The organism is Allobosea sp. CRIB-10, assembly GCF_900112185.1.
Taxonomy (GTDB): domain Bacteria; phylum Pseudomonadota; class Alphaproteobacteria; order Rhizobiales; family Beijerinckiaceae; genus Allobosea.
On record NZ_FOKP01000005.1, the window covers coordinates 49,873 to 76,771 of the forward strand.

The 26,899-nt window shown below is 64.3% G+C and carries 14 protein-coding genes and 1 pseudogene; 7 read left to right on the forward strand and 8 right to left on the reverse strand.

Features of this window, described 5'->3' with window-relative positions:
- The first annotated feature begins 346 nt into the window (after positions 1-346).
- Positions 347-1,795, forward strand: a complete 1,449-nt coding sequence (locus BMZ69_RS08855; RefSeq protein ID WP_092156208.1) for a hypothetical protein — start codon at positions 347-349, stop codon at positions 1,793-1,795.
- 297 nt (positions 1,796-2,092) lie between these two features.
- Here the strand turns inward: BMZ69_RS08855 and BMZ69_RS08860 are convergent, their stop codons facing one another.
- The 3 genes from BMZ69_RS08860 to BMZ69_RS08870 are packed head-to-tail and all read right to left on the reverse strand — an operon-like array spanning position 2,093 to position 4,372.
- Positions 2,093-2,536 carry a ubiquitination-like system serine protease family protein gene (locus BMZ69_RS08860; protein WP_092156209.1) on the reverse strand — a complete coding sequence of 148 codons (444 nt, stop codon included), beginning with the start codon at positions 2,534-2,536 and terminating at the stop codon, positions 2,093-2,095.
- Positions 2,533-3,717, reverse strand: a complete 1,185-nt coding sequence (locus BMZ69_RS08865; RefSeq protein WP_092156210.1) for a ThiF family adenylyltransferase — start codon at positions 3,715-3,717, stop codon at positions 2,533-2,535. The genes BMZ69_RS08860 and BMZ69_RS08865 overlap by 4 nt, the downstream gene beginning before the upstream one ends.
- On the reverse strand, positions 3,692-4,372 hold the full coding sequence (locus BMZ69_RS08870) for a multiubiquitin domain-containing protein (protein ID WP_175506724.1): 681 nt from the start codon (positions 4,370-4,372) through the stop codon (positions 3,692-3,694). Before BMZ69_RS08870 ends, BMZ69_RS08865 begins: the two co-directional genes overlap by 26 nt.
- 138 nt (positions 4,373-4,510) lie before the next feature.
- Here BMZ69_RS08870 and BMZ69_RS08875 point away from each other — a divergent pair, with 138 nt between their 5' ends.
- The gene (locus tag BMZ69_RS08875) at positions 4,511-4,894 is read left to right on the forward strand and encodes an antitoxin Xre/MbcA/ParS toxin-binding domain-containing protein (RefSeq protein ID WP_210188007.1); all 384 of its coding nucleotides are present in this window, start codon (positions 4,511-4,513) and stop codon (positions 4,892-4,894) included.
- Positions 4,875-5,588 carry an RES family NAD+ phosphorylase gene (locus BMZ69_RS08880; RefSeq protein WP_092156213.1) on the forward strand — a complete coding sequence of 238 codons (714 nt, stop codon included), beginning with the start codon at positions 4,875-4,877 and terminating at the stop codon, positions 5,586-5,588. The genes BMZ69_RS08875 and BMZ69_RS08880 overlap by 20 nt, the downstream gene beginning before the upstream one ends.
- A 91-nt stretch (positions 5,589-5,679) precedes the next feature.
- Here the strand turns inward: BMZ69_RS08880 and BMZ69_RS08885 are convergent, their stop codons facing one another.
- The 3 genes from BMZ69_RS08885 to BMZ69_RS08895 all read right to left on the reverse strand — a co-directional run bounded on the left by BMZ69_RS08885 (position 5,680) and on the right by BMZ69_RS08895 (position 18,105).
- On the reverse strand, positions 5,680-9,036 hold the full coding sequence (locus tag BMZ69_RS08885; protein WP_092156214.1) for a UvrD-helicase domain-containing protein: 3,357 nt from the start codon (positions 9,034-9,036) through the stop codon (positions 5,680-5,682).
- The gene (locus BMZ69_RS08890; RefSeq protein ID WP_348272460.1) at positions 9,036-11,606 is read right to left on the reverse strand and encodes a PD-(D/E)XK nuclease family protein; all 2,571 of its coding nucleotides are present in this window, start codon (positions 11,604-11,606) and stop codon (positions 9,036-9,038) included. The genes BMZ69_RS08885 and BMZ69_RS08890 overlap by 1 nt, the downstream gene beginning before the upstream one ends.
- Positions 11,607-11,871: 265 nt before the next feature.
- The gene (locus BMZ69_RS08895; protein WP_092156216.1) at positions 11,872-18,105 is read right to left on the reverse strand and encodes a DUF3320 domain-containing protein; all 6,234 of its coding nucleotides are present in this window, start codon (positions 18,103-18,105) and stop codon (positions 11,872-11,874) included.
- A 507-nt stretch (positions 18,106-18,612) separates the two neighbouring features.
- Here BMZ69_RS08895 and BMZ69_RS08900 point away from each other — a divergent pair.
- From BMZ69_RS08900 to BMZ69_RS08910, 4 genes and pseudogenes are all read left to right on the forward strand, one after another.
- On the forward strand, positions 18,613-19,815 hold the full coding sequence (locus tag BMZ69_RS08900; protein ID WP_092156217.1) for a DUF6361 family protein: 1,203 nt from the start codon (positions 18,613-18,615) through the stop codon (positions 19,813-19,815).
- The gene (locus tag BMZ69_RS31555; RefSeq protein ID WP_175506725.1) at positions 19,812-21,623 is read left to right on the forward strand and encodes a phospholipase D-like domain-containing protein; all 1,812 of its coding nucleotides are present in this window, start codon (positions 19,812-19,814) and stop codon (positions 21,621-21,623) included. Before BMZ69_RS08900 ends, BMZ69_RS31555 begins: the two co-directional genes overlap by 4 nt.
- Positions 21,620-24,592: a DEAD/DEAH box helicase gene (locus tag BMZ69_RS08905; RefSeq protein ID WP_175506726.1), complete on the forward strand. Its 2,973-nt coding sequence runs from the start codon at positions 21,620-21,622 to the stop codon at positions 24,590-24,592. Before BMZ69_RS31555 ends, BMZ69_RS08905 begins: the two co-directional genes overlap by 4 nt.
- 249 nt (positions 24,593-24,841) lie before the next feature.
- A pseudogene (locus BMZ69_RS08910) lies at positions 24,842-25,138 on the forward strand (phage major capsid protein); the annotation flags it as partial.
- Between the two features lie 6 nt (positions 25,139-25,144).
- On the opposite strand, the gene BMZ69_RS08915 reads toward BMZ69_RS08910, so the two are convergent.
- Both BMZ69_RS08915 and BMZ69_RS08920 read right to left on the reverse strand, forming a co-directional pair.
- Entirely contained in the window at positions 25,145-25,999 is an 855-nt protein-coding gene (locus BMZ69_RS08915) for a S1 family peptidase (protein WP_092156445.1), read from the reverse strand.
- Between the two features lie 78 nt (positions 26,000-26,077).
- On the reverse strand, positions 26,078-26,851 hold the full coding sequence (locus BMZ69_RS08920) for a S1 family peptidase (RefSeq protein ID WP_092156219.1): 774 nt from the start codon (positions 26,849-26,851) through the stop codon (positions 26,078-26,080).
- Positions 26,852-26,899 lie beyond the last annotated feature (48 nt).

The window sequence follows — 26,899 nt, forward strand, 5'->3', positions numbered from 1 at the left end:
GCGAGGTGAAAACGCCCTCCGTCTCGAGCTCGCCGCGAGGTCTTTGAGGTCGAGGCGCGAAGCGCCTTGCCGAGAAGCCAAAGTGGCACGCGGATCCCGCTTGCGGGAGCGGCGTCCAATCTAGGCCAGCTCAATCGACCTGAACATCACGAGGGGCGCTGGCGCGCCCCGTCATGCCGCGTGCGCCAGCTTCGCGCCTGCGCCCTTCGGGCTGACGGCACTCGCTGCCTTCTCGGCGTGATGACTGAAGTAAATTGCTATCTCGAACTCGATTGCCGTAAAAATAAATGTGTCATCGCTGTTTATATAAGAGGGCGAGTGACAGATTTAATTACGGATATTATGGATGGATATTACAGTTTACGAAGGCACTCCAGGCAGCAGGAAAACGCTGACGCTCCTCGATACGATCGTCGCCGCTCCTGGTCGGCACGTTATCGCATTTCCTCGCACGGAGCTGATCGACGAGCAGGCCGACTACTGCCGCCAGAAGGCTCGCGAGCTCGGCACGCGGCCCTCGATCGTCATGCACCACTCGAAACGGCCTCGTAGCCGTGGTGACGTCGGTCGGCAGATCGAGGACACGCTTAGGGCCAAGGCCGACCAGAGCCATGTCCTGCTGATGATCACCCATGCGTCGCTGCTCGAGCTCGATCCGGCACTGCTCGTGGGCTGGCACGTCGTGTTCGATGAGAACCCGGACAGCAGCGTCGCTTCCGGGACGTTCGCTGCCTCCGCGTCATGGAGCATGCTCCAATTGCACTTCCAGCTCGAGCCGGTCGCCGGCAGTCGTGTCTGGCAGGTCCTGGCGAGCGACGACGCGCCGATGCTGAATAGGAGGCAGATCGCGGCCGAAGGGGAGGGCGACCTGCAGCGGTTCCTAACAAGTGCTCGGAACTCTCGGCGTGCGGTCTTTGTCGACATCGGCGACTGGGAGGATGCCAAGTCCGGACGCAAGGTTGGCTGGTGGTCGATCTGGACACCGCTGGTTCTCGACAATTGCGCGTCAGTGACATTCACGGCGGCGGCATTCTTCGAGAGCCTTCCATACCGGGCGACGCAATGGCTCGCCGGCGATCAACTTGTGCCCAATCGGATCGATCTTGGTGCAGGTGCCTCGCGTGCGCGTGCGCGCGTACGTGTTCATTACTACGTGCGGCACGCTGGTTCGACCGAATGGTGGAAGACCGATGAGGGCAGCCGGTGCTTGGTCAGGATCTCCGAGCATCAGGCACGGCTCGGCGGCGTCGGGTACTGGTCGTGCAATCCCGAGATCTGGACCTTCTTCTGCCACCGTTTTGAGGGCGTCCACTGCAAGCCCAAGCAGGCCGGGACCAACAGCCTGATCGAGCATCGCTCGTGTTTGCTAATCTATTCTTCGAAGGCGCAGTCCGGCGATGGACCGATCATGGAACTGCTTGGGCTAGATCGGAATGACGTGCGCAGGGCGCGGGAGTTCGAGGATGTCCGGCAATTCGCGTTGCGTGGGGCTCTTCGCAGGCGGGACTTTGCCGGCGACTATGACGTGTACCTGTACGATCAGTCCCAGGCCGAGGATCTGGCCGGCTACCTACGTGAGATCGGTATCGCCGACGTGGAGGTCGTGCCGGTCGAGGACGCGGGGACTTTGGAAATGGTCCGGCCAGAAGCGGTTCCGTTCGAGAAGAGGGTGTCGTTGACCGCAAAGGAGAAGCGCGATCGGAACACTGAGAATCAGCGGCGGAGGAGGGCGCAGATCAAAGCGCAGGAGGAGGAGAAGGGTATCATGCGGAGGAGGGGGCGGCCGAAGGTGTGACCGGTGGAGCGATGATGCTGTCGCTCGGCTTGGGATGGTCGAGAAGGGCGGAACGGGACCTGGATTACCGGCTGCGGCGGTTCCAGGCATGCTCAAGGGTCGAGGCGGACAACTTACCAAGTTGGTCCTTTGCTGACATTCAGATTGTCCGCATTGCGGCAACTCAAGTTTGCGCAGCAGTGGTGCGTTCGAAGCCTGCCCGTAGCTAGCGTTGGACATGCGCTAGCTTGCTATGCGGTGACGCCACTGCCTGGTCGTCTTCGCCTTGATCGGACCTGCTGCCTCGACCATGGAGAACTAAAGCCCCAGACGACCGAGTACGCGGGTCCACCATCTAGGTTTGGTCGGCGCCGGCACGGAAGTCGGGATTGGCGCAATCTCGGTATTCTGAAGCGGCGTCTCAAGCGTACCATACCTCCTCTCCTTGAGGGCGCGATCCGCTCGTCGGCCCGCCTCGACTTCCTCGTCGCTCCAGGCGCCGGCCCATTCGATCCTGTTCTTCTTGACGACGTAGTGGGAGCGGCAGGGAAAGCTCCAGTTCCCAACGGACGGCCAGAGCGAAACGGTCTCGCCGTCGTAGGTGAAAGACCAGTCGGTCCGACCGAGCGGCGTGTTCACCTCGTGTCCGCAGCCGCAGGCGCACCTGTGCAGGATCGTTCCGGTCTCGATGCCGATGTAGAGGATGCCGTCCTCCAGGTCGGACGGCATCCTCTCGACGAAGCGGGGCGTCAGTCGCTTCATGCCGCCACGTCCTCGTTGAGGAGGTGATTGCCATCGATGGTGTAGGCGGTGAAATGCTCGCCCTCGAAATCCTTGTAGAAGCCGAGGTACTTCTTCCATCGGATGACGGCTAGGCAGGCGTTCATGGCATTCAGCTCGCCGATCTGGATGTTGCGCTCGTACAGGTTCTCGAGCCCGTCGCCCATCATCGGGATGCGATTCTTGGCGTGGACGTGTTCGCGCATCTTGGGCGTGCTCGCGGTCACCCGGACGATGCCGATGAGGCTGTCGTCCACCACGTCAACCCCCATCCCGACGTCGACGAAGGAGATGCCGAAACGTTCGAGCGCGTCGATGACCGCTGCCTTGTCCTTCCCGGCGTCGAAGCTCAGGAACACGAAGTCGAGGTTTCGGAGCAGGTCGACGTTCGCTTCCGTTACCCGTACCGAATGGGGCACGATCCCGTTCTTCAGCCGGGAGTAGATGCGGGCCCACCGGTCGACCTTAAGCTCGCGCGCGACCAGTTCGTCAGACGTCGGCACCCCTGGCGCTCGAAATCCGTTGTGCTGCAGGAACACGTCGTCGTCGAAGATGTGGATCGCGGCGACGGGTGTCTTCGAGATCAGGTCCAGGATGTATGACCCTGTGCCCCCCAGCCCGACGATCCCGACCTTGTGGCCTCGGAGCCTGTTCGTGACGCCGACGACGCCCGCGCGACTAGAGGCGGTGTCGACGAGACGGAACGGCGCGGCGGCGTCTGTGGTTTCGACTACCCGGTGGGTCATCGCCGTCGCGTCGGGATCGAGGGCCTCTGCGTGGCTCGCGACAAGCGCCACGTACGCGCTCATCTTCTCGTGATAGTCGGGATAACCCTCGGCCGGCTTGCTCGACATCATGTGCATCTGCATCGGTCCAGAGCCTAGGTCGAGGGACTGGCCGCCGATCACGATCTTGCCCAAAGGCAGACCCTGGGCGTCGCAGGGATGGTCGCCTTCGAAGTGGGCGACGTGATCGGACGGCCGCACCGTGACGTCGTTCGCCATCTGCAGGGCGGAGACGAGCTTGCCTCGCCTTACCCGCCGCTGACTGTCCACGTACGGCACGTTGTCGAGGACGAGGTAGCCGTTAACGATGGCGACCTCGTATCCCTCCCCTCGCAGACGTGCGAGGTCGGGGCTACGATTTATCAGTTGCGCGGACATTGAAGACCATCCCGTTCTTGACGCGGACCGAGTGTCCGGCGGTGAGGGACCCTTCCGGGTTACCATCCGGGCCCTTGCGGTAGGTAACGGTGAAGGACACGTTCGGCCCGGTCGGAGGGGTCGGGAACGCCAGAAGGATCAGCGCCTCGAAGCTGATCGTGCCCCGCGCGACCTCCTTCTCGCGGCCGTTGACCAAGATCGTGACGGTTCGCATTGACGGGCGGGTGAAGACCCGCTCGACGGCCTTGCCGCCGAGGTTGATGTCCTTTCCGCGTTCGATGACGCGGTCGATGTCCCCGTCGAGCACGAGATCGAGGTCGTCGTCCACCTTGCCGATGGCCCGGATTTCGGCCTCGTTGATCGTCTCCTGCGGCCACTCGCACTCTGCGTCATTGAGCAGGAAGGAGTACGTCCGGTCTCCGGGAGCGCTCCGGAAACAGTGCCGGTGATTGGCGTCCAAATGGACCCGGTCTTCGAGGGCGATAGCTCGGGTAGAGGTGTTCCGGATCTCGACGATCCGGAAGTCAGCTGGCGGGGAGAGGTTCGCCGCCGCGCGGATCTGACGACCGTCCAGAATGGGGTCGCGGGTGCGGCAGACGGTGCCGTCCACCTCAAATTCGTAGGTCAACCTTCTGTCAGCCATGATGGCCCCCATCGTGCTCGCCGAACACGCCTTGCAGGCATCGAGCGGCTGGACTAGTATCGAGAGGCAGTCTCGATCTGGACTAAGTCCTAAACTAGACAGAGATTGCGCGCAAGTCCCGTTTTGGACTTTTTCAACCGCGGGGTGCCTATGGGCCATGCACAAGCCGCCGTCGAAGAGACGCGGCAAGGCGTGGACATTCCGATGACGGCCTTTCAAAAGCTGGCCGACGCTTGGGATCTGTCCACCGAGCATCAATTGAAGTTGCTGGGCTCGCCTGCCCGGTCGACCTATTTCAAGTGGAAGAAGGACGGCGGGTCGCTCCCGCACGATACCGAGGAACGCGTCTCGCACCTGCTCGCCATCTACAAGGCGCTGCAAATCCTCGTTCCAGACGCCCCTCAATCCGACGCCTGGATCAAGAAGCCGAACGCATATTTTAGGGGTCTCAGCGCACTTGACGTGATGCTTAATGGCCAGGTGGTCGACATCCTGACGGTGAGGCAATACCTTGATGTCCAGCGCGGCGGATGAACTAAAGATAGTCGAGGTGGATGCCGGGTTTCATCGCCTGATCCCGTCTCGGTTCCCTACCATCGAGTTGTTTGAGCGCATCGCGGATGGGAACGACGAGGCCTTCAAGGACCTCGAATCGCGAACGAATCCACGGCTGAAGGAAAAGACGAGGCTGCTGAACGGCGTCGATGCTGTCGACGGAAATTCTCCGCAGATCCAGAACTGGAATCACGCCCCGTTCGCGTATCCTAACCCGGACGGGACGACCTTCTTCGGCCCGGAGCTCGGCGTGCTCGAGCTCGCGGTTGACATGCCCACCGCGCTCGTCATCTCGGTGCGTAAGCGCGAGTGCTTCCTTTCAGCCACGGGCGAGCCGGCGACCGGGCTCGACATGCGACAGCTATCGAACCGCGTGACCGGGCGCTTCGCCGATTTCCGTCACATCGACGTGAGTGTCGAGACCGAGCACCGCTGGAGGCTCGGCCGAACTGTCTTCGAGGCGGGGCTGCATGGAGTGGTGTTCAGGCCCGCCGAACGCACCGGCGGCGAGTGCGTCGCAATTCTACATGTCGAGGCCTTGGGCGCGGCAGTCCAGGGCGATCACTTCCGTTACGTCTGGGATGGCGAGCGCATCACGAAGGTCTACGACTTCCGAACTGCGACGCCGATATACCCCGATGACCTTCGTACAAAAACGTCGCTGGCCGCATAAACTCAGAGAGGATCGTGGCATGCCTCGACCCTCGATGGCCGGCGACGACCGCTGCCAGTCCGAGCCGTAAGGACAGCGGCTATCCGCGCGCCTAAACAGAGACTTCAATTCGTTCGGTTTGACCGCTGGTAGGGAAGACGATCAGCCCAACAGGAACGCCCGTCGCTTTCAGGTAATCGCTGACCTGGCCGCGGTAGGCGAGGATCGTCGCGGCGTCGGGGTTTACATCGCTCTTCCAGTCGATGATCAGCGTCGGGCTTGCGCCATCGAAGGCGATTGCATCGGCAATCCCGTATGTGACGGTGTCGGCGTTGCCATCGTTCGCGAAGGCATAGACATGGCATTCGGGAACAAGGCGATCCCTGATAGCCAGTACCTCGGGCAGCTGGAAGGCTCGCAGGACTGCTCCAGCCATCTCCGAGGCGACGAACCCGTCGGACGCGGTTTCGGCCTCGCTTGTTCCGAGCTCGGCCAGCAATTCGCGGGCTCGGGCTTCCAGCGCCGCGGCCTCTTCGGCGACCTCGCCGGTCAGGATCTCCTCGGCCAGCTTGTGCATTACCAGACCGCGAATACGGCCACCCTGAATCGCCGGCGGGGGAGCCTCGGTCTCCTCGGTTGCGGTGACGACGATAGAGGCTTCCTCGACCGCCTCCGGCTTGTCAGCATCCTCGTGTCGGGAAGGCGACTTCCAATGCAGGCTGCGGGTGGCCTCGACGATCCGGGACGCTTCCGTTGCGAAGAGCTCGCGGGTCTGTTGGTTCGCGCGTGGCGCGGCCGAAGCCGGCAGCACGGGCTCGTTGGCCGACAGATCGAGCGCCGGCAAATCGCTCAGCGCGAGGTCCACGACGCCGAGCCAGCTTCCGCCTGCGACGCCCGACGACGGGCGCGGCACGATCAGGAGCTCCCGGGCCCGGGTAGCGGCGACGTACCAGAGACGGACGCGCTCACGGGAGATCTCGGCCTTTTCGTCATCAGCGGCCTCGGCGAAGCCATCGGGCGCGATCCCAAAGACCTTCGTGTAGAGCTGCCCTGTCTCGCGACTGATGATGGTCGCGACGCCTTCCTTGAGACCGGTCGAGGTGTTCACGGGAATGACGACGGGCCACTCAAGGCCTTTTGATGAGTGCATTGTGATCAGCGAGACTGATTGTTCCTGCGCATCTGGCCGACCCTCGCCAGCGCGCTCCTCATCCTCCCAGGCAGCCGTCATCGCCTCTGCGAATGCCCTGAGGCCGCGAGCAACGTAGCTGCGGGACATTCCGAGATAGAGATCGACATTGGCGAGCGCGCGCTCGGCCTGGCCCTGGTGGCGGGTTAGCAGCGTCGGTCGGATACGGAGCTCCGCCACGGCCTGCGAGAGCAAATCGTAGGGCGTGGTAGCGTTACTCCGGCGCCAGAGGCCCTGCAGGCGCTCCAGCACGTCCCTGGCGACCACGTGGGTGACGAGCTGGGGCTCGGTGCGCAGCGAGAAGCGCTCCTTCCCATGCCCACTCTCGTGGTCCGGCAAGGCGAAGCCGATGTCGAGCAATTCCTCTTCGGTCAGCCCCACCGCCGGACCACGCATAAGCGCGCCGAAGGCAAGCGTGTCGCGGCTATCTGCCAGCACGCGAGTGATCGCGATCAGGTCCTGGATCTCCTGGCGCCAGAAGAAGCCCTTGCCGGCCTGGGTGGCGACGGGAATGCCGTAGCGCTCCAGCGCCTCCTCATAGCGCCAGAGATCGGTCCCCGTCGGCGCGAGCAGCGCGATATCGCCGGCACGACAGAGGCGGCGTTCTCCGGTCCGATGATCGGCAACCTCCGCGCTCCCGATCATGCGCGCGCAGGTCTCGGCGACAGCCTCGGCTTCCGCGTTTCGGATGGCGTCCGAGTTTGCGTCTTCGTCGACCCAGACATCGAGCGCCGTCACGCAAGGGTGGCTGCCGACATCATCGTGGAAATGATCGAGCGCGGTGAAGCCCGGTTGATCGTTCTCGACCGACAGCGGCATCTCGAAGCGGCCGTTCACGAACTCCAGGATCGACCTGCAGGACCGGAAGTTCGTCGCGATCGAGAGAACGTCGTCGACGGACTGTGCGGCGATCGCCTCGCGAGCCTCGACATAGGCGCGCACATCGGCCCCGCGGAAGCGATAGATTGCCTGCTTGGGATCCCCGACGAGGAAAAGAGCGCCCGGCCGCAGCACACGCTGCTGCCACGGCGTCTCCGGTGTCGGAGCCTCGCCGCAAAGGCGCCAGAAGATCTCGGCCTGCAGCGGATCGGTGTCCTGAAACTCGTCGACCAGGATCCGCCGATAGCGATGCGATAACGCAACCCGGACCGGTTCATGATCGCGCAGGAGATCGCGGGCCGCATAGATCAGGTCGTCGAAATCGAGCAGCGCAGCCTCGCGCTTGTAATCCCGGAAACGCTGCAGCAGCGGGCGCACCTCCTGCACCAAGGCTGAGAGAAGGTGGGCTCCGACACCGACGACAAGCGCACCCCAGGCGTCCTTGCAGGCTGCGTAGTGGGTTGCTGCTTCCATCGAAAGCCGATCGCTCTCGGAAACGGACAGACCCCCTGCCTTGGCCGCGTTCTTCCAGCCCGTCTTCCGCTGATAGGCCCTCAGCGAACCTGACTTGGTCGCAATCCGATCCGAAGGCTCGATGCAGATCAGGAGAGCGAACGCCCTGGCGCCGGCGGCGCGATTTGCTTCATTCGCCTGGACGGCCATGGCCTCCAAATCCGTGACCCAGAGCGGGGTATCCTCATCCCAGACGGAGAGCCCGGCGAGGAAGCTGCGAAATCCCGCGACCGCAGAGGCAAAGCCTTCGACCAGGTCGGGCAGCGGCCGGGCAGGCGGCGGCAGCACGTCGCGGCGTTGACGCATCGCATCCGAGACACGGTTGATCGAAGCGACAGTCTCGCCCGGGTCGATCCCCACCAGCTCGATCAGCAGATCGCTTCCGCCTTCGCCCAGCCGCTCGCGGATCCAGGCGTCGCGCAGGTCCACGAACGCGAGCTCGGCGTCGTTCCTGTCCGCGACACCTGCGCCCGGATCGATGTTCGCCTCGGCGGGGTATGGGCTGATCAGCCTTTGCGCGAAGCCGTGGATCGTCGAGCAGACCAGCTCATCGATCGCGTCGAGAGCATTCCGCAGGTGACCGAGCTGTGCCTCTGACGGCCCATGCGGGAGGGCGAGCCTCAACTCCACCGGCACGTCTCCCGCGACGAGCCTTTCGACGAACAACCGCACGCGCGCCAACAGCTCACTCGCTGCGAGCTCGGTGAAGGTGACCGCTGCGATGCGTTTGGGCTGCTCGCCCTCGGCCAGCAGCATGGTCACACGACCTGCCATGACGGCAGTCTTTCCGGAGCCGGCGCCGGCCTCGATCAGAAGCGAGCGATCATGCTCCGTCATCGCGGCCAGACGCTGCGGCTGATCCGACAGGATGCGAACAGGGGGGTTCATCACTTGACCTCCCAGATGGCGGCCGCGTCATCGAGCGCCAGCGTGGCCGGAGCCCGCTTTCGGTTGAACCAGGACTTCGCGGCATTCGCCGGCAGGGCGAAGCGAAGGTCGTTGTAGGCGATCGCGGTGTCCGGACCGGGCAGGGCGCGTCCACCCTGCAGGTTCGAGCGCGCCGCGGCGAGGAAGATGGAGAGCTGCTCCAGAACCTCGTCGGCGTTCGCCAGCGGCAGACTTCGGCCGTGACGCGGGAAGTTCAGCGCTGCCTCAACCTCGATATCCGATCCGAGCAGCTGCTTCACCGCGAAGGCATAGAGCGCGCGCTGGATCTCCTTGCCACCGTCGAGGACGTATTCGTCCGCCGATCTCGGTGGCCGGCCGGTCTTGTAATCGTTGACCCGCACCTTCGTGCCGTCGCCGGAGATGTTGAGCCTGTCGATGGCGCCGGTGATCCGGAACCCCGCGAGCGGGATGGTGACGGCCTCAGCGGGATCCCATGGGAGCTCGATCGAGGCATCGACGTCCTCGCGCGAGAACGGCACTTCCGCGAAGCTGCGCTGCTCGGGAAGCGGAACCTCATCCTCCGGCCGGACGATCGCAACCGCCAGCCCACGCACCTCGGCGAGGGTGCGGGACCAAATTGCCGCCGGCGGGACGGCGCGCTCGGCCTCAAAGCTGTCCCTGGTGTTCTCCAGAGCGCGATCGATTGCGGCCCGGACGGAAGCGGCATCGGCTGTGATCAAGCCGCCCTCCGCCTCGAGGTCGACGACAGTCTTTTCGAGGACACCGTGCAGGATCTCGCCGAACTCGCGATTGTCGAGGGTGAGCGGATCGATCCCGACGCGCGGGGTCTTCCATCCGAAGCCATAGCGCCAGACGAAGCCGAGCGGATCGCGCAGCAGTCGCTTGAGGCTCGTCGCCGATTGCATCCTGTCGAGCAGCCCGTCGATCATCGGATGGTGCGCACGAATCAGGCCGTCATGGGCGGTGACCTCCTCCCGGAACCAGTCGACCCAGCAACCTTCCGCCGAGCGAGCCAGAGGAGTCAGGCGGAACTCCGCAGAGCGCGCAGTGATACGGTCGACCTCGCTCATGGCATGGGCCGGCACGTCGTTGCGCTGCAGATAGGTCTCGTCCGCCGTGCGGCCGTGCAGGAGAGGGCTCTTGCCGAGCAGGCGTCCTTCGCCGTCTCGACGCGGCCTGGAGAGCACCAGCTCCTTCTCCGTGGTCGCGGCAATCGTCTCGAAGTCGCGGCGATCGGCGACGCCGATGGAAAGCGGCGAGAGCTCGCTTGTCGGAACGACGTGATCGGGCAGAAGCCGATCATCGCTTCCCATCCGCGGCCACCCGCGCGACGTCAGCCCGAGCAACCGGACGAACGGGCGAGGGGCCGCAGCGAGCGCCGACGCTGGCATCCAGGCGACAGACGATGGCGCATCCTTGCTGTCTTCGAGACTCCGAAGGCCCTCAAGGTTGAGCGGCAAGGCCACGACGGGTCCGGCCTCGACACCGCGACGCCAGATCGTGAGCGCGGTGGGCGGCAACACCGCGCGCCCGATCTCCTCGGCGTCATCGAGAGAGCTGGTGATCGTGTCCACCAGGCGACGCAGCTCGCCGGTATGGTCGACCTCGTCCGGCCAGCTTGCGGCCGTCAGGTTGGCGAACAGCCGCTGCCATGAGGCCGGCGTTGCCATCGGCGCATCCTCGGGGATAACACGCAGCCAGCCTTCCGGGAGCGGCTCGAACAGGCCGCATCCGCGACAGAGCGAGGCCAGCCGGCGCATCCGCGAGTGAGTGATGCCGCGAACGAGGATCTCGGCGAGCGCCGCGGCTGCCTGGCCGTCACGGCTCGCAAGCGCGCTGGTCCCGTGGACGAATTTCAGGTCGAGATTGGTGTCGGCGCGCAGCGTGAGAAAGTGGTCGTCATAGTCGCCGGGGCTCGCCGCCGCGATCGCGATTTCGGAAGGCTTCGCACGCCCCGAAGCGATGAGTTCGCGCGCCCAGCGAAGTGCTTCGATCGCTTCGTGCAATGCGGTTGAAGCGCTTGTCGCCTGCAATGTCGGGCTGGAGCTCGGCGAGTGCTCGATGATCACCCGGCTGCCAGCCAACCATTCCGGCACATGCCGAGGCCCGGCAACCCAGCGAACCTCAACGTGCTCGGCGAGTTCCAGAAAGAGGGGGCGCCAGCAAGGCGACATGTCGGTAAGACCGCGCACCTGGACGGGCCCGAGGATCTTCATCGCTTGGGGCAGCCGCTTCCTCGCGCGCTCAACGATTTCGCCTGGTGGGAGCATGCCCTCGGGCAATTCCGCGAAGACAGCTTCCTGAAGGGCGGCGATCGCATCAATGCGTGGCTGCCCCGCGCGAGCGCCAAGGTCGATCCCGGCCCTCCATACCTTGTGAAGCGTGGTGGCGCCTGCGCCGACCATGCCAGGGAGGTCCTTAATCGCGTCGAGCTCGCCGAGATCGGTGGCCGGCAGAGCCTTCTGAAGCGCCTTCCTGAGCGTGTCTTGATCGATCGGGCGCGTGAAGCCGCCAGCCAGCCGAGCCGCTACGGGCTCGAATGTCGTCACCAGCACTCCGACTTGGCCTTGCCTCGCCAATTCCACACGCAGAGCCCTGCTCGCGAGCTGTCCGTGCGTGATGATCGTCCTTCTCATGTTTGAAAAGCCCCCGCCTTTTGCCACCTGACGCATCAGTCTTCTAGCGGTTGCATGTCAGCAGATGTCAGGATCGCCAATTAAAGAACTGTCGATTTCTCCGGCAGCTTGGAACGTGCACACGGACGATGTGGAGTTGTCGGCTGCGTGCTAGGCTAATGCATCGATCAACCGTCCCTTATGACGTTTCCTGTAGTCGTACGCGCGCGACGCCTATAGCCGCAAAGAAGCGAACTCGCGTCGCTTCTCGCAGTCGAGCCAAGCCGAAACGGTCGCGCATTTGCTCCAGAATGTCTTCATCGGACAATCCGCCCGCCCTCAAATGTGGAAGTGCCAAGCTTGCCAGCTCGATCAATGGAATGTCGCCGTGATCGCGCTCGTCGGCGGACGATCTTCGGAAAGCCTGGATCGATGTTGGCACAGTGCCGGCAGGCCAGATCAGCTCGCGCTCATCGTCCTTCGTGCGCGGGAAGCGATTATCAATGGCGCGTGTCACCCTTTCAACGATCGCTGCGCCATTGCGCTGGTAACCATGAGCGCGCGCGATCCGCGTCACCAGCTGGTCGAGATAGAGCGGGCCTTCGATCGCCACGACGTGGGCAATCATCCTGCTCAGCTCGGGCAGGTAGCCGTTATCATAAAACCGGATGGCGACGGGTTTAACGCCGCTTTCTGAAACATCGGCGATCCGGTAGACGGCTGGCCCCGCGGGTGGCTTCGGCGTAGATCGATTTTCCTGCAGCACGACGATCGGCTGCCCGGGACCAAACAGCATTCCCTGTTTCGCAGCGCTGAGCGCGGGGGGCGCTGTCAGAGAAAACTCGGGCTTCGGTTGTGGTTTGGGCGGACGCGCCTCTGTATCGAGGCGCGAGACGATCTCGCAGATGGCATCGAGATAATGCTTCCGCTCCGCGGGATTGGTCGATTGCCTCTGGAAAGGTGGGATCTTCCGGTACCAATCATCCGGATCGTCGAGCCTGGTCGAAACGATCGCTTCAATCATTCCTTCACGAAGAATGGACCGCTGCGGCTCCCAATCCTGCGTGTGGACTGCGATAACTGTCTCGCGGAACTCACGCAGGGCGGCGTGGAGTTCGACCGCGTTCAGCTTTCCGCTTCCAGTAAGAGCAGTCGGTTTCTCGACCGGCGGTTCGGTTGGGTCTTCGTCGGCCACGACAGGCTCGGGCTCGAATGCAGCCGCTTCCGTGCCGCTATCGGTGGCATCCTCTTCCAAGGCGATTGGCTGCGGTGATGCGGGAAGATCCTGCAGCGCCGAGAAGCGGTAGCCATCTTCGTATACCACTGGTGCCCGGCGCAGCTCCTCGAGGCGGTCGACGAGGCGCTGCGTCTGAAGGTCTGCATTGTCGAACCAATCGGTCGACCAAACCCGAAGCAGGCGCCATCCGAGACCGGAGAGAACCTCTTCGCGCAGGCGGTCGCGATCGCGGGCGCTCTTGCTGGAATGATAGGCGGCACCGTCGCACTCGATGCCGGCGAGATAGCGCTCGCGATGATCCGGATGGCGGATGCCGAGATCGATTTTGAACCCGGATACGCCGATCTGGTAATCGACTTCGTAGCCCTTCGCCCGCAGGCGATCGGCGACCTCCACCTCGAAATCAGAGTCGGGATTGGGACCGAGGCTGCTGCCTGCCATCTGCCCGCGCGTCTCAGCGTATTCGAGGTAGCGCTTTAAAACGTGTACGCCCTCCGAACTCGTCTCCCGCGGTTTGATGTCGACGGAGCCGAACGAGGTGAAAAGCCCGATGCGGATCCGTGCCCGGCTGAAGAGCACATTCAAGCGGCGGTGGCCCTGCTTGCCGTTGATGGGGCCGAAGCGCTGGGCCACGACCGCGGCGCCCGGCTTGGGGCCGTATGTCATCGAGATCAGGATGAAATCGCGCTCATCGCCTTGGACGTTCTCCAGGTTCTTCACGAAGAGCTGTTCGCCGCGCTCGGCGACCTTCTCGCGATAGAGCTCCACGAATGGGTCGTCGGCACCGAGTCTTCGGATCTCTTCGAAGATCAGGTCGCGCTGGTCGCTGTTGACCGCAACGATCCCCAGCGTTGGGATCGTCTCGACAGGATCCTCTGCATGATGTCGCATGAATAGGATGGCCTCCTCGGACACGGCCAGCGCCTCGGCTTGGTTGCGGCGCGCTTGGTTGTGCCCGTTCACGCGGATGAGGTCGACCGAGAAGGATCCCGGCTTCGCCATAGGGAAAGAGATCAGCTCGCTCTTGTAGAACTCGCGGTTGGAGAAGCTGATCAGGCTTTCGCAACGGCTGCGATAGTGCCAGCGCAGTAGGCGGGTCTCCCGAAACGTTTTCTGGCAGGCTTCCAAAATCGACTCGTCGTCGAGGTCCTCGAAGTCCCCCTCATCGTCCGCAACGGGGACGGGCTCGCCGGACCTGGAGAAAAAGTCGGTAGGCGGCAGCTGCTTCTGATCGCCGACCACGATGAGCTGCTTGGCTCGAAGAAGACCGCCGAGGGCGTCCTCCGGGCGCATCTGGGACGCCTCGTCGATGACGAGGACGTCGAAACTCAGTCCACGAGCCGGCAGAAATTTCGCCAGCGAGAGCGGCGACATCATGAAGCACGGGGCCAGTGCCTGAACGGCCCGTCCCGCACGCTGCATGACGTCGCGGACGGGCACGAACCTCTTCTCCTTACCGAACTCGTTGCTCAGCAATTCCATCTCGGTCCAGGTCTTCCGGCTTCCATAGCGGTTACCGGCCGGCGGCATGCGGACGAGGAGGTTTTCTTTGACGCGCCGTCTGTCGGCGTCGAGTTTGCGTCGATCCCGCTCTGCAAAGTTCTCGCGACGCGCTTCGATCCGATAGCCCGCTGCCCGGTTGAGGGCCGCACTGGCCTGTTTGGCGGTGTCAGCACGTTTCTGGGCGACTAGCCCCGAGTACAACTCGCCAAGCCGGGCTGGCGGCACACCGAGCTCCTCGGCTTTGGCCAGCAGTGGATCCAGTCCACCTCGCGCGAGATCCAGGCGCTGGTCGTGCAGGGCGAGATAATCGCTCAGCTCGTCTCGGCGTGGGATCAGGTTTTGCAGCTGGTCAATGAGACCCTCAGGATTGGTCGTGACAAGTCCGGCAACACCGTGGTTCGTCGCTAGGTCGGCAGTTCGCTCCCTGAGTTTCTCCAACCCGCTGCCAAGCTGAGGGGCTGTCAATCGGAGTTCATGCCGGACCTTGGCTGCACCGATCGATGTCAGTGCTTCAAGGGCGGCGGAGGGAGGCACGTTCGATCGGACGGTTTCGATCCAGGACAAAGCCTGTTGGGACATTTCGATCGCAGCAGCGGTTGAGGCCAGCTGGTCGACCTTGTCCTTCAGAGGATGTGCGGCGAGGCGGGCCTCGACATCGCGCAGCTGAGACTGCAACTGCAGCGCAGCGGCGAGTTCCTCTAGGCTGTAGTTGAACCGTTCCAGCTCTCGGTCAGGATCTAGTCCCAGGATCGTCGTAGCCGAAATCCTGGACGTTCTGAGCGACACGATCTTGTCGGCGACGGATTGCTCATCGAGCAGGTTCTTATTGTCGCCGATTTCGGTGACCGCGGCGCGGCAGCGTTCGAACTCCTGACCCAGCGCCATCAGCCCGGCGGCATCGAGACTGCGGACACGCTCCGCGATCGCCTTGCCACCGAGTGTTTCCTCGACGCGGGCGAGGGCGGCTGTTCGGCCATCGTCGACAGCGCAGATTCGTTCGATCGGCGTTTCAAGACCATCCCACAGCGAGCCGAAAAGCTGCTGGTGAGCGCGATTATTGAGGAAAGCAGAGATGGCCTGGACATGTTGTCCAAGCCCGCTGAGGTCCTCGGGCGGTACTCGGACGCCGGGTGTAATCCCGAGCCTTTGCAGGATCGCCGCCAAGATTTTGCTCTCGCCGGTCAGCGAGCCGACCAAGCGACCAAAGGATCCCTTGGCTGCGACATCCGCAGCCGTCAGCAACTCGTCGCGCGTCGGCCATGCGCCCATGCGAGCCGGAAAGCGTCCGCGCCAGCGGGCCTCCTCGGCCATGATATCCGACCATTCGGTCTTGGCGGCGCGCAGAGCTCCGGCCGGTGTGGTCGCAAGCGAGGCGAACCAGCCCCTCGTGCCTTGATCAAGCATGCTTGCGGTCTTTGCAGCGAGCATGATCGCCAGCGGCGAACAGGACGGCGTGCTTTCTGGATCGCCGAGAATTTCGATCGCCGGAGCGAGCTTGTCGAATGCCTTGCAGACTGCGTCTGCTGCGGCCGCGTGCTCAGTTGCCCAGGCGTAGATCTCGCCAGGCTGCATTTCGTTGACTGCAGCGAGATCGGCAGCGGCCTTCACCGCCCTGATCCGCGATGCCTCAGCCGACGTGATATCGGCGGCCCACTCGCGACCTGTGAGCTGCGCTTCTAGCTTCCAACGCTCCCGCTGCACGGTGATGAGGTCGGCGACCGCTGCCGGCTGCAGATCATGGACGGCGTCGATCAAGGCGTCGTCAGGCACGTCGTGGCTTAGAAGCTCATTGAGCTCCACCAGCTGCGCGAGGTCCTCGAAGCTCGCTGGCCCCAGAGCCTTTACCTGTGCGGCCGTTGCGGCGACCTCGTCGGTCACACGCTTCAGACGTGCGAGATCCTCCACTAGGATCGCCGTATTCGGGCGGCGATCCTGATCGAAGGTCAGCCTAGACCAAGGCGATAGCTGCGGCAGAGAATAGGTTGCTGCGAAACGCGTTGCCAGATCGCCGTAGAGCGAAATCGAGCCCTGTGACGCCTCGTATGCGGGGCCGCCGGCGAGCAGAATTTCGGGGAGCGCTACCGAACGCATCTCGTGGATAGCCGGACCCACCTGACTGCGAGCGCGCAAAGACCGCCAGATCAGATCGAACGGAGTTTGGCCATCTTCTTTGGGTGCATGAAGCGCATTGACGTAGGAGGCGATTTCCTGGCGGTTTTCCCCCCAGGTAGGATCCCATGTTGTGCTGGCTGGGCCCTTGCGGCCAAGGCCGAGTGTCATGCGTTGCTTGAGGCTCTCGACAACGAGGCGAGGCGTCGCCTTTTCGGAGTGCAACTCCAGGCAGAAGTCACCGATGCCCGCCTTGACCAGGCGCCTCTTCACCACCTCCAGCGCGGCCTGCTTCTCCGCAAGGAAGAGGACTGTTTTGTCGGCCGCCAAAACGTTGGCGATGATGTTGGTGATTGTCTGCGATTTCCCCGTGCCCGGCGGGCCCTGGATGACCAGGTTCTTCGACTTCATCGCATCGACGAGGGCGCTATGCTGAGAAGCATCGGCATCGTGGATCAGGATGGGTGCCAGCTTTTCGGTTTCCGGCTCGTCAATCTGATAATCCTCGGGCGGCGTGAATAGCGAGCTCCCGGCATCGCCGGAAAGTTCTGTGCCGCTGACGATCGAGCCGACCAACGAGTCCGTCACCGGATGAGCGGCCCAATTGCCGGGCGCCAGATCTGCGTACATCGCGAAGCGGCCAAAGGCGAAGTGCCCCAGCGTCAACCAGCGCCGGACGTGCCAGCCCTTCAGGCCCTCGATCGCTTCCGAGACCTTTGCAAAATAGGCCTCGACCGAGCCGGCTTCATCCTCGCTGGTTTCGAGGTCAGGGATTTGCCGCGCGAAGTCTCTTTGCACCTTAGTTTGAAGGCTGAGGTTGGACTCGGCCGACTCCGCCATCGCGGACAGCGAGAAGATGATCTTGCCCCTGGCGCCTTTCCGTTTCTCCAGCTTGACCGGGAGCAGCATGAGGGGCGCGAAAAGCTTCTTGCTGCCCTCCTTCTCGCACCATTCCAGGAAGCCAAAAACCATGAAGAGGGTAGAGAGCCCGGTCTCTTGCTCGGCCAGACGTGCATCGTCGGCAATGCGTTCCAGAACGCTTTCGAGATTCTCAGGCCACTTGAGAGATTGGAGCTTCTTGTCGGAATGAGAGTCCTTGGCCGCTGTTGGCTGGAGTTCGATCGACGGGTCGATCCCCAATGATTTGGCGTGTTCCGAAGGATTGATCGTGCTTTTCGTGGGGCGGGGAAGAAGGCCAAGTTGCTGGCGGATCTTGTCACGCAAATCGCGCTCGGCGCGCGCCAGTTCGATCTCATCGTCCCGGCCCTGGCTTTCGAGGGCCTCGATCTTAGTAAGGTATTCGAGGTCCGAGACCTTGGCATGCTCCAGCGCTGAAGCGAAATCCTCTTCCCGCTCATCTTGCGGAATATCATCCGGTTCCGGCAGGGGCTGGACCTCGAGGCTCGTACCGCCCGTCAGCAGATCGTAGACGGCCTCCGGAACCTCGTCGACGATCTGGAGCTGCTTCTTCGACGCGGGCCGGTGCTTGTAGCTTAGCAAAGGGTTGCGGAGAGACATGTCGAGCAACCGCTCGCGCAATCCTTCGTACAGCTTCTGTAGCCGATCGTTGTTTTGGCTAGCCATCTTGAGAACGCAGGCCTGCAGCTTGTGGTTGAGACTGGGGCAGTCAAATTCGGCCCCTCTTGGCCACCATACATATCCGGTCGATCGCAGCGAGTGCGTTTGCTGCCAGGACTCTCAAAAAAAGGTGGGAAATTTACTGCAACTTTCGGATGATCTAGCGTCTCCGCCTCTGACGCTGTTCCAATGTCCAGTTGTGGCCGATTTGGACCCTGAGCGCCGTGGAAGCCGCTGCTCAGATGGGGGCGTCGTGTATGAGCGGGCATGGTAGCTGGCCTGCGGATTAGCCGCTTACAACGTTGTTTTCGTTAAGATTTATGCGCAGGCGAGGGGGCGTTGCGTGCTTCGGCACGCTGCGGAAGTTTAGTAGTGCCACACCGCTGGGATCGCTGAGCGTGAGCGTATTCTGAGCTGTTAAGAGCGCGATGTTGAAGTATGTTACGGAGACGACGAGAGTGCGTCGTGTCAATATTGGCCTATGACCGATCAGACTGTGGATGAGGGGACGGGTTGGAACCGCAACTCGGTTGGGTTTGGCTGTCGCAGAAGGAGCGGCGCACGGCGGAGCAGGCGCTCGCCGACATCGGTCCGGACGGGACGCGTGACGAGCTCGGCTTCGGCGTCGTCCATTTCGCCTACGCCGATCGCTTCTTTCCCGGTACCTCTGTCCAGCAGACCCAGCTGCGGTACGTGTGGTTCACGTGCTGGAGCTACCTGGAACTTCAGCAACGCGAAGGCGGCAAGCCGTTCCCGCGCGGCGATCTGGATCGGATTGAGGACCGGACCGGTCACCGGCTGCTTCGGCATTACGGCTCCGGGGATGGTCACGGCGTGATCGGGGGGCGTGTGCTCCGGGTAGGACGCAGCCCGGTGGTCAAGCCGAGCGCGGTCTACTGGAACGCCATGCGTAGCTGGAATTTGGTGAAGCCACTCGGGGCTGGCCGAGACGCACCCGGCCGCGCAGAGATCCATGCCCGCTGGGAGGAACTATCCGGCCGGGGCCCCCGGCCGGAGGTCGATGCAGAGCCGCCGGGGCCACTTTTCCTGGACGCGCCGCCAATGCCAGCCAAATGGCGTGCGGTCAATGAGCCGCTCGACTTCGAGCTGGACACGAAGACGGACGAGGCAGGCCGGATCCGACGCGCTTGGCGAAAGCCCCGTGACGGCCACGGCCGTCCGACCCTGCTTTCGCGCCTCGCCGAGCGTCGCGTGGCGTCGCCGGGTTCTATGTATGACCGAGGCGTCGTTTCGCTGCTCCACTCCGACGAGAAGACCAGCATGGAGCGAGCGAGGCAGGCGGGCTCGGTCGCGGCTATCGCACGCTCCGTGCACACGGCGCTCGTGCAGTCGATGAAGGACGACGACTGCAACGAGGCCCGGGACGCTCGTCGCTGGCTCGACGAGTCCATCGTCGAACATGGCGAGCAAGCGTTGAAGTTGGAAATGCCCGGGTTGGTGCAGGATGCAGCGGAGGCAAACAAGCTAGGTGATCTGATCCACGAAACTCAGGATTGGCTGCGCAAGGGTGCGGGCGACGTCGGCGCGCTAGCGAACGTTTATCGCGAACGGGAAGAGGCCCAGAAGCCCGGTCGGGCGCTGCTCGCCCGCAGTGGCGATGAACGTCGACAGGGCTGGCGGCCCCGCGCTTCGGCGCCGCTGACGTACAGGTGGGGCCATGTGTCCGCCTTCCTCGATCAGTTGGCCGGCCGGTGACCGCTTCCGGCTTCGAACAGGACGCCACATATTCCGTCTTCGAGGCGCTGAGACCGGCTGCGGACCAGACGCTCGACCGAGCAGCCTTCGCGACGTACTCCCTCGACCTAGTTGCAATGGCGGCGCTGGTCCTGTCCCTCAGCCGGGCAGGGGAGCAGGAACTCGAGGCCGGCCCGATCAGCTTGGTCGACGCCCTGGAGGCCGTCGCCCCCCGCATCGCAATCGTCTATCAGAAAGACCGCCTGAAACCGGCCGTGCGCTCCTACGGCGTGCTACACATGTTCGACCGTCGCATCCACGCGGTGCAGCCCCCCGCGGGATCGTCGTATCACCCCAAGTTCGCGCTGGCCCGCTATCTGGGCCCTCGGGCGACCGTGCGCTGGAAGCTCTGGATCGGCAGCAGGAACCTCACGGGAGGCCAGGACCGGGAGGCCGGTCTCTTGCTGGTTGGCAAGGTAGGCGGCTCGGCGGGCAAGCGCGCTGGTGACGTCGTGGAAATGGCGCGGGATCTGCTGGCGCCGGTGCCTTGGATGGCTGCGTTCGGGGCGGAGCTTGGGCGCGTACGATGGCACGCACCCGACGGGGTTGGCTTCCGCGGCTTGCAGTGGCGGCGCGCCGGCCAACAGAAGCCGTTCAAAACTTCGCTGAAAGCGGCCACCCTCGCGGTCGCGATCTCCCCGTTTGTCGATAATTCAGGCGTCGGGTCGTTCGGCTGGGCTCCAGCGGCGATCTTGCTCACCACGCTCGATGCAGCGACCGGTCTTGCCGCTCGGCCTGGTTTGGCGATTGCCACCGACCGCCCTCCGACCTTCGGCGTCGAGATGCCGGTCGAGCCTCCCGTCGCAGCCGCTGAGGTAGACGGCGTTTCGCTGCCCGAACCGGCGGGTCTGCATGCGAAGTTGCTCCTTCGCCAGAACGGCGACGTCAGCAGGCTCTGGATCGGCAGCGCCAACCTGACAGGTCGCGGCATGTTGGGACCGAACGCCGAGGTCATGGCCGAGCTCGACGTGCCGAAGGCGACGGCGAAGTCACTCATCGATTTCGCGCGGGACGGTTTGCCGTTCGACCCGGGTTCGGTCGAGGGCGACCCCGAGCTTGCGAGTCAGCGCGCGGCCGAGCGCGCGCTGGACAGCGCGATCGCCGCGGTGTTGCAGGCCGAGTTGAAGCTTTGCCGCGACATGGACGGGATCACTCTGACGAGCGCGACCTCCATCGACGCTTTTCTCCGCCAGCATTCCCTGACGGCGTGGTTGCTGACCCGACCCAACGCGACAGTTCTATGGTCCGAGGGTACGACCACCGTGAGGCTTGTTCGCGGCGCGCTGCCGCAAAAGGAAGAGACGGTGTTGGTCTGCTTCCGTGCGGAGCGCCAGCAGAAGGACTGTCCGGCCCGAACCTGGGCACAAGCCGTGCCCTTTCCCGGGCACGATGCGGATGGGCGCGACCGCGCGGCGAAGGCCTCCTATATCGGCCTGAAGGGCGCCGGTGTGTGGGTCCGTTCGCAACTGGAGAACCTGGTCGGCGCCGAGGCGACCACGTGGACGGGCGCGCGCCGTTGGGCTGGCTCGGAGTACGCCGGAGCAGGGGACGGGCTTCCGCTCGCAATGGAGGAAGTATTGGCGGCCTGGGCGAAAGATCCGGAGGAATTCGAGCGGCGCGCACGCCGGCTCGAGGATGTCCTGGCCGCCTTGGAAACCGAGCTTGCCCAGACGCCGGAGGAGGAGCGCGACGCTGCCGCGACAGCGCAGTGGACCCAGATCCGAACCTTTTGGTCGCAGATCCGCGCCGAGATCGGCGATGCGCCATGACTCTGGAACGATTCCAAGAGGCGACCGTGGAGGCCGCCGTCGAGGCGTTGACGAGGCCGGGCGGGAGCCATCGCTTCCTCATCGCGGACGAGGTGGGATTGGGCAAGACGGTGTCCGCAAGGGCGATCGCCTCGAAGCTTCAACTGCAAAAGGGCAGGGCGCTGAACGTCGTCTACATGTGCCCCAACCTGGACATCGCGTCGCAGAACCTGGGCAAGCTGATGGCACTGCAGGAGAACTGGCCCAAACCCGAGGACCGGTTGTCCCTGGTGCTCGGCAAGAGGCCGTCGCCTGGTCGAACGGATTATCGCATCTACTCCTACACGCCGGAGACGAGCCTGCCCGGATGGAAGCCCGGGCAGCGCACAGGGCGCACGGCTGAGCGCGATCTGATCGGGTCGCTCCTCCTGAAGGCGGCTCCCACCGCATGGCGCCAGATCCGAACCTTCGACCGTGCTCGCGACGGGAGCAAGCGGCGCTTGTTCGGGTCGAACCTCGGCGAGCCGCCATCGTACGTGAAGCGCCCGTTCGAGGCTGCCTTACGGGAGCTGATGGGGCTTGAGCGGAAGAAGCTCGACCTGGGTCTCCAGGAACGCCTCGCTTGTTGGAAGAACCCTCTTCCAGAGGTAATCCTACGCTGCCGCGCAGCGCTGGCGATGGCGGCCTTGCGCGACCCGCTCATCCGACCGGACCTGCTCATACTCGACGAGTTCCATCGCTATGCGGACCTGATCATGCCGGCCGGCACGGTACCGACTGATCCCCACGCGGCGGAGCTGCACCAAATTCAAAGGAAGCTTGTGGAAGCCCTTATCGGCGACGGCGTAAACGGTCCGGCGCTGTTGCTGCTCTCGGCGACGCCGTACCGACTGCACCGGCTCGACCAAGGGGCGGTCCCTGGCGATCGGTACGGCCATTTGATCGGTCTCGTGCGCTTCCTTCACGGGGCGGCGGGCTCGAGCCAGGCCGATCTGGCAGAGAGCGCCATCCGAGCCCACCATTCCGCTTTGGCGCGTCGCGACGACAAGCCATCCGCGCTGGCCGAGGTCGAAGGGGCGAAACGCGAGTTGGAGGCGGCGCTTCGGCCGGTGATCGCGCGAACCGAACGCGCCACCGCGATCGGCGGCGAGGTTTTCGACCGTCTTGTCAACGAAGCTGTCGTCGAGCCCGGGGATCTCACCACGTTTCGCCATCTCGCCCATCGTGTCGCGAAGACGAAGGGCGCGTTGCGCTCCTGGGTCCAGCCACTCTGGTCTTCGGTGCCTTATCCGGCCGAGACGCTCTTCAACTACAACATCTGCAAGGCGCTCAATACTCATCTGCCGGCGAGTACAATCGCTTCGGGCGGGGAGCGGCCGGCGCATCCGCACCTTCGTGCGCTGGTCGACAACCGCATCCCGAAGCCGTCAACCATCGACTTGGATGCGCTGACGCTGCCTTGGCTTGCTCCGACGCGGCCCTGGTGGACGCTCGGCGGGCGCTGGGGCGAGTTGGCGTCGACGGGGCGGCTCCACGGAAAGGCGCTTCTCTTCAGCCGATACAAGGGCACCCCGACGGCTGTCGCCGCGTGGCTGAGCGGCGAGGTGGACCGACGGACGGAGCATCGACGGGACAAGGCGAAAACGACGGCTTTCCTGCGTCCGTCCGCGAAGGCGCCTTGGCCGCTCGTCGCGCTATTCATGCCGTTTCCCACGTTGTCGCGCGCATTCGAGCCGGCGAGGGGCGACAGGCTCGGCCTCAACGAGGTCAGGCGCAGGGCTCGATCGGACCTGGGGCAATGGCTAAAGGGTAGGGGCATCTCGGTCGCGCCTGCCGGCGGTTCGCCTCGCAAACCGTGGCGTCTGGCGTTCGACTTGGAGCAGGCACTCGGCGAGGCCGCCCCAGTCACGGCGGCGCTACGGCAACTCGGAAAACTCGTCGAGCCGGAGTCCTGGCTTCGGAAGGCCACTTCGATGAGCGCGACGAAATCTGAGATCATAGCGCTGGCCGACTGGATGCTGGGCGCGCCAGGTATCGTCGTCGCGCGGACGCTCCGCAGGCACGAGCCCGACGTGGCGCGAGACAAGGACCACTTGAAGCGAGAATTCCGGTTCGCTTGGGGTCAGCTGCGGCCATATCTCGGTCAGCGCCAATTCGCCGGGTCGGTGGGGCACCGCAAGCGACGCAATAAAACCGGCGGTTATCCGGAATCGCTTCGGCAAGCGGTATTCGAAGGGGGCCTTGAGGCGACCCTCGATGAGCACGTCGCGGTGACCAAGCTCGTCGGCAGCGGCGGCGCGCTCGACATCCTCGAGAAATGCATTGTGGGGAGACCTGGACGGGTCCAACGGCGCACGACGCGCGGGGCGCGGTCCGCGCGCGTTCACGCTGCCGTCCCCTACCTCGGAGCCGAACGCCGTAAAGACAGGTCGGGGGCAAATCAAAAGCTTCGATCCGACATTCTGCGGGACGGCTTCAATTCGCCGTTCTGGCCGCACGTGCTGGCGACGACGTCGATCGGGCAGGAGGGCCTCGACTTCCACGTGTGGTGCGACCGCGTTGTCCATTGGGACCTGCCTCGGAACGCGGTGGATTTCGAGCAGCGTGAAGGACGCATATCGCGGTATGCGAGCCTGGCGGTGCGACGGGCGCTGGCCGAGCGGTATGGCGCAGGCGCCTCGGCGGCATGGTCCAGCCCTTTCCAGGCGATTTTCGATACCGCGCGCGTCGCGAAACGCGATGGTCTCGGCTTGGAGCGCTGGTGGTCGCCGGCCGGCCACAATCCGACCAGCATCACCTTCTCGATGCCTTTCAGCCTGGGGGGATTACGGCTAAAACGGCTGGAGGACGAACTGGTGAACTACCGGTTGGCCCTGGGGCAGCCCGAGCCTCACCTATTCGAGGCCATGATCGAACACTTCGGACTTCCGCGTGACGAAGCAAGGCGACTCGCCCTTAACCTCTCACCGGCCATGTCGATTCCACTCTAAAGCGGAGTTACCGGAAGAGTTTAACTGCGGCCAAATTCCACTGTTAGCTAGAAGCAGGTGATTACCCAGTGGAGGGGCCTGAACGGGTCGCTAAGGCCGCCTCGTGCGATGCAGAATGCTCTGCTTCCCGGCAGTGAGCCCATGTCCAGAACTGGCGCCTTTTGTCGCTATCGCGGGTGACTTTGTTTGTGGCCATGAGGTGGCTCTTGACGAAGATTTTGCCACAAGCAGACAAATGGTTAGTGCTAAATACGAAGGTACAGGGGCCAGTATCTCTGGCAGCCGCCGGCCGCGGCGGGCGCACAGGCGACGTTGCTCGGCTTCCCGGTGGTCGAGGCCGAGGACATGCCGAACATCGCGACGGATTCGGTCTCGATCGCCTTCGGCGACTTCCGCCGCGGCTATCTCGTCGTCGACCGGGCGGGCGTGCGCATCCTGCGCGATCCCTACTCCGCCAAGCCGCATGTGCTGTTCTACACGACCAAGCGGGTCGGCGGCGGCGTGCAGGACTTCGCCGCGATCAAGGGGCTGAAGTTCTCGGCCTGATCGGCGCTAGCGGCCGAACCACCAGCTGTAGCTCGCGTTCGGGCGCGCATCCTCGCGCGCCTGGCGCGGCTCGTCACCATAGGTGAGCAGGCGCTCGCTCGCCTCGGCGATCCAGGCACGATGGTCGCTGATCGGGGTGATAGCGGTGAAGCCGCCGCAGATCATCTTGACGCGCGAGCTGAGAGGCCCGCTCGACCAGGAGACGATGCCGACGAGATCGCGCGATCCCGGCGGGCCGCGCAGCACCGGCCCACCGGAATCGCCACGGCAGGCGCCGGCGCCGAGGACCTCGCCGCGATTCTCGGTGTCGACCGCGACTTTCACCGTATTGGCGGTGGTGTAGTTTCCGGCGTTGACCAGGGTCACCTCGCGCAGGGTGCGCGCGGTCCTCTTGTTGGTCTCCGAAGCGAGGCCGAAGCCAGCCATGGTCACGGTCTCGCCCTGCCAAAGCCCGCTGCCCAGTGTCAGCGGCTGGATGTCGGCCGGCAGTGGCGCCGCGAGGCGCAGCAGCGCGAGATCCGCCCCGGGCTGGGTGCGCGGCGTCGTGCCGGGCACGAAAGTCGGATGCGGCAGCACGGCCGCCACGGCGTGCGTGCGGTTGCGGAAGCGCTTGTCGAGGCTGATGACGCGGACCGAGCCGCCGGTCATCAGGCAATGCGCCGCCGTGAGCACCAGCTCGGAGGAGATCGCAGCGCCGGAGCAGAGCTCGCCCCGGCTGGTCTCGACCCGCAAGGTCGAGGCGCGAACGCCGTCGACTGCGCGCGAGGTCACACCACCGATCACGGCCTGAGCCGGCACGGTCATCTGCAGGCCGGCGCAAACAGCGATCGCGACGGTCGCGGCGCGCTTTGAAGAGGTCATGGTCGAGGCCATCGTTGCCATGGTGCCAGTCTATGGTTTGCCGCGGCGCAGTCCAGTGCTCTTCGCGCCTGCGGAGAATCAGGGGGCATCAATCCAATTGGCGCTCTCGCCCCAGCTGGACAAGGTGCGATCGATCCAGCCGCGCTGCGGCGCGACCAGTACGCCCTGGCTGAGCAGGCCACATTGCTTGCCGGAGGGGCCGGTCGACCAGCTGGAGACCGCGACGACGCCGTCCGAGCCTGCGACGATCGGCCCGCCGGAATCGCCCTGGCAGGCGCCGGCGCCCGGTCGCTTGCCGCCGGTCGCCGGATCGGACGCCCAGAGCAGGATCTTGCCGGGTCCGTACGGCTCGACGGTGGCGAGCGCGGCCGACCGGTAGGTGCCGGTCGTCTTCGCTTCACCCTCGCGCGCGACGCCGTAGCCCGAGAGCGTCACCGGCGATCCGGCGCGCGGCAGGCCGCCGTCGACGAGCGTCGCCGTCGAGAAGCGTGCCGGCAGCGGCGCAGCGAGCCTGACCAATGCGAGGTCGATCGAGCGCTGCCGGTTCGTGACGGATTTGGCGTTGAATTCGGGATGCAGGGCGATTGCCGCCGGCTCGACCAGGACCGGCTCGCCGGCTTCGCGCCAATGGACGCGCAGATCGACACGGGAATCGGCGCAATGGGCTGCCGTCAGGATGACGCGGCGTGACAGCACGATGCCGGTGCAAACGCCGCCGCGCGCATTGAGAACCATCACGGTCGCGCCGGCGATCGGGCCGCCCTCACGCCCGCCGACCACGGCCGATACGGGCCAGGGTGCCGCGAATGCCGCTGCCAGTGCCGCCAGTCCAATCGCCGTTCTGCCACGCATCGAGCCGCCTCCGCTGTCGGGCCGGGCTCGATAGCGCATTGGCGGCGC

Coding starts and splice junctions, on each gene's coding strand:
- BMZ69_RS08855 (WP_092156208.1), top strand. CDS start 347: ATGGATATTACAGTTTACGAAGGCACTCCAGGCAGCAGGAAAACGCTG.
- BMZ69_RS08860 (WP_092156209.1), bottom strand. CDS start 2,536: ATGAAGCGACTGACGCCCCGCTTCGTCGAGAGGATGCCGTCCGACCTG.
- BMZ69_RS08865 (WP_092156210.1), bottom strand. CDS start 3,717: ATGTCCGCGCAACTGATAAATCGTAGCCCCGACCTCGCACGTCTGCGA.
- BMZ69_RS08870 (WP_175506724.1), bottom strand. CDS start 4,372: ATGGGGGCCATCATGGCTGACAGAAGGTTGACCTACGAATTTGAGGTG.
- BMZ69_RS08875 (WP_210188007.1), top strand. CDS start 4,511: ATGGGCCATGCACAAGCCGCCGTCGAAGAGACGCGGCAAGGCGTGGAC.
- BMZ69_RS08880 (WP_092156213.1), top strand. CDS start 4,875: ATGTCCAGCGCGGCGGATGAACTAAAGATAGTCGAGGTGGATGCCGGG.
- BMZ69_RS08885 (WP_092156214.1), bottom strand. CDS start 9,036: ATGAACCCCCCTGTTCGCATCCTGTCGGATCAGCCGCAGCGTCTGGCC.
- BMZ69_RS08895 (WP_092156216.1), bottom strand. CDS start 18,105: ATGGCTAGCCAAAACAACGATCGGCTACAGAAGCTGTACGAAGGATTG.
- BMZ69_RS08905 (WP_175506726.1), top strand. CDS start 21,620: ATGACTCTGGAACGATTCCAAGAGGCGACCGTGGAGGCCGCCGTCGAG.
- BMZ69_RS08915 (WP_092156445.1), bottom strand. CDS start 25,999: ATGACCTCTTCAAAGCGCGCCGCGACCGTCGCGATCGCTGTTTGCGCC.
- BMZ69_RS08920 (WP_092156219.1), bottom strand. CDS start 26,851: ATGCGTGGCAGAACGGCGATTGGACTGGCGGCACTGGCAGCGGCATTC.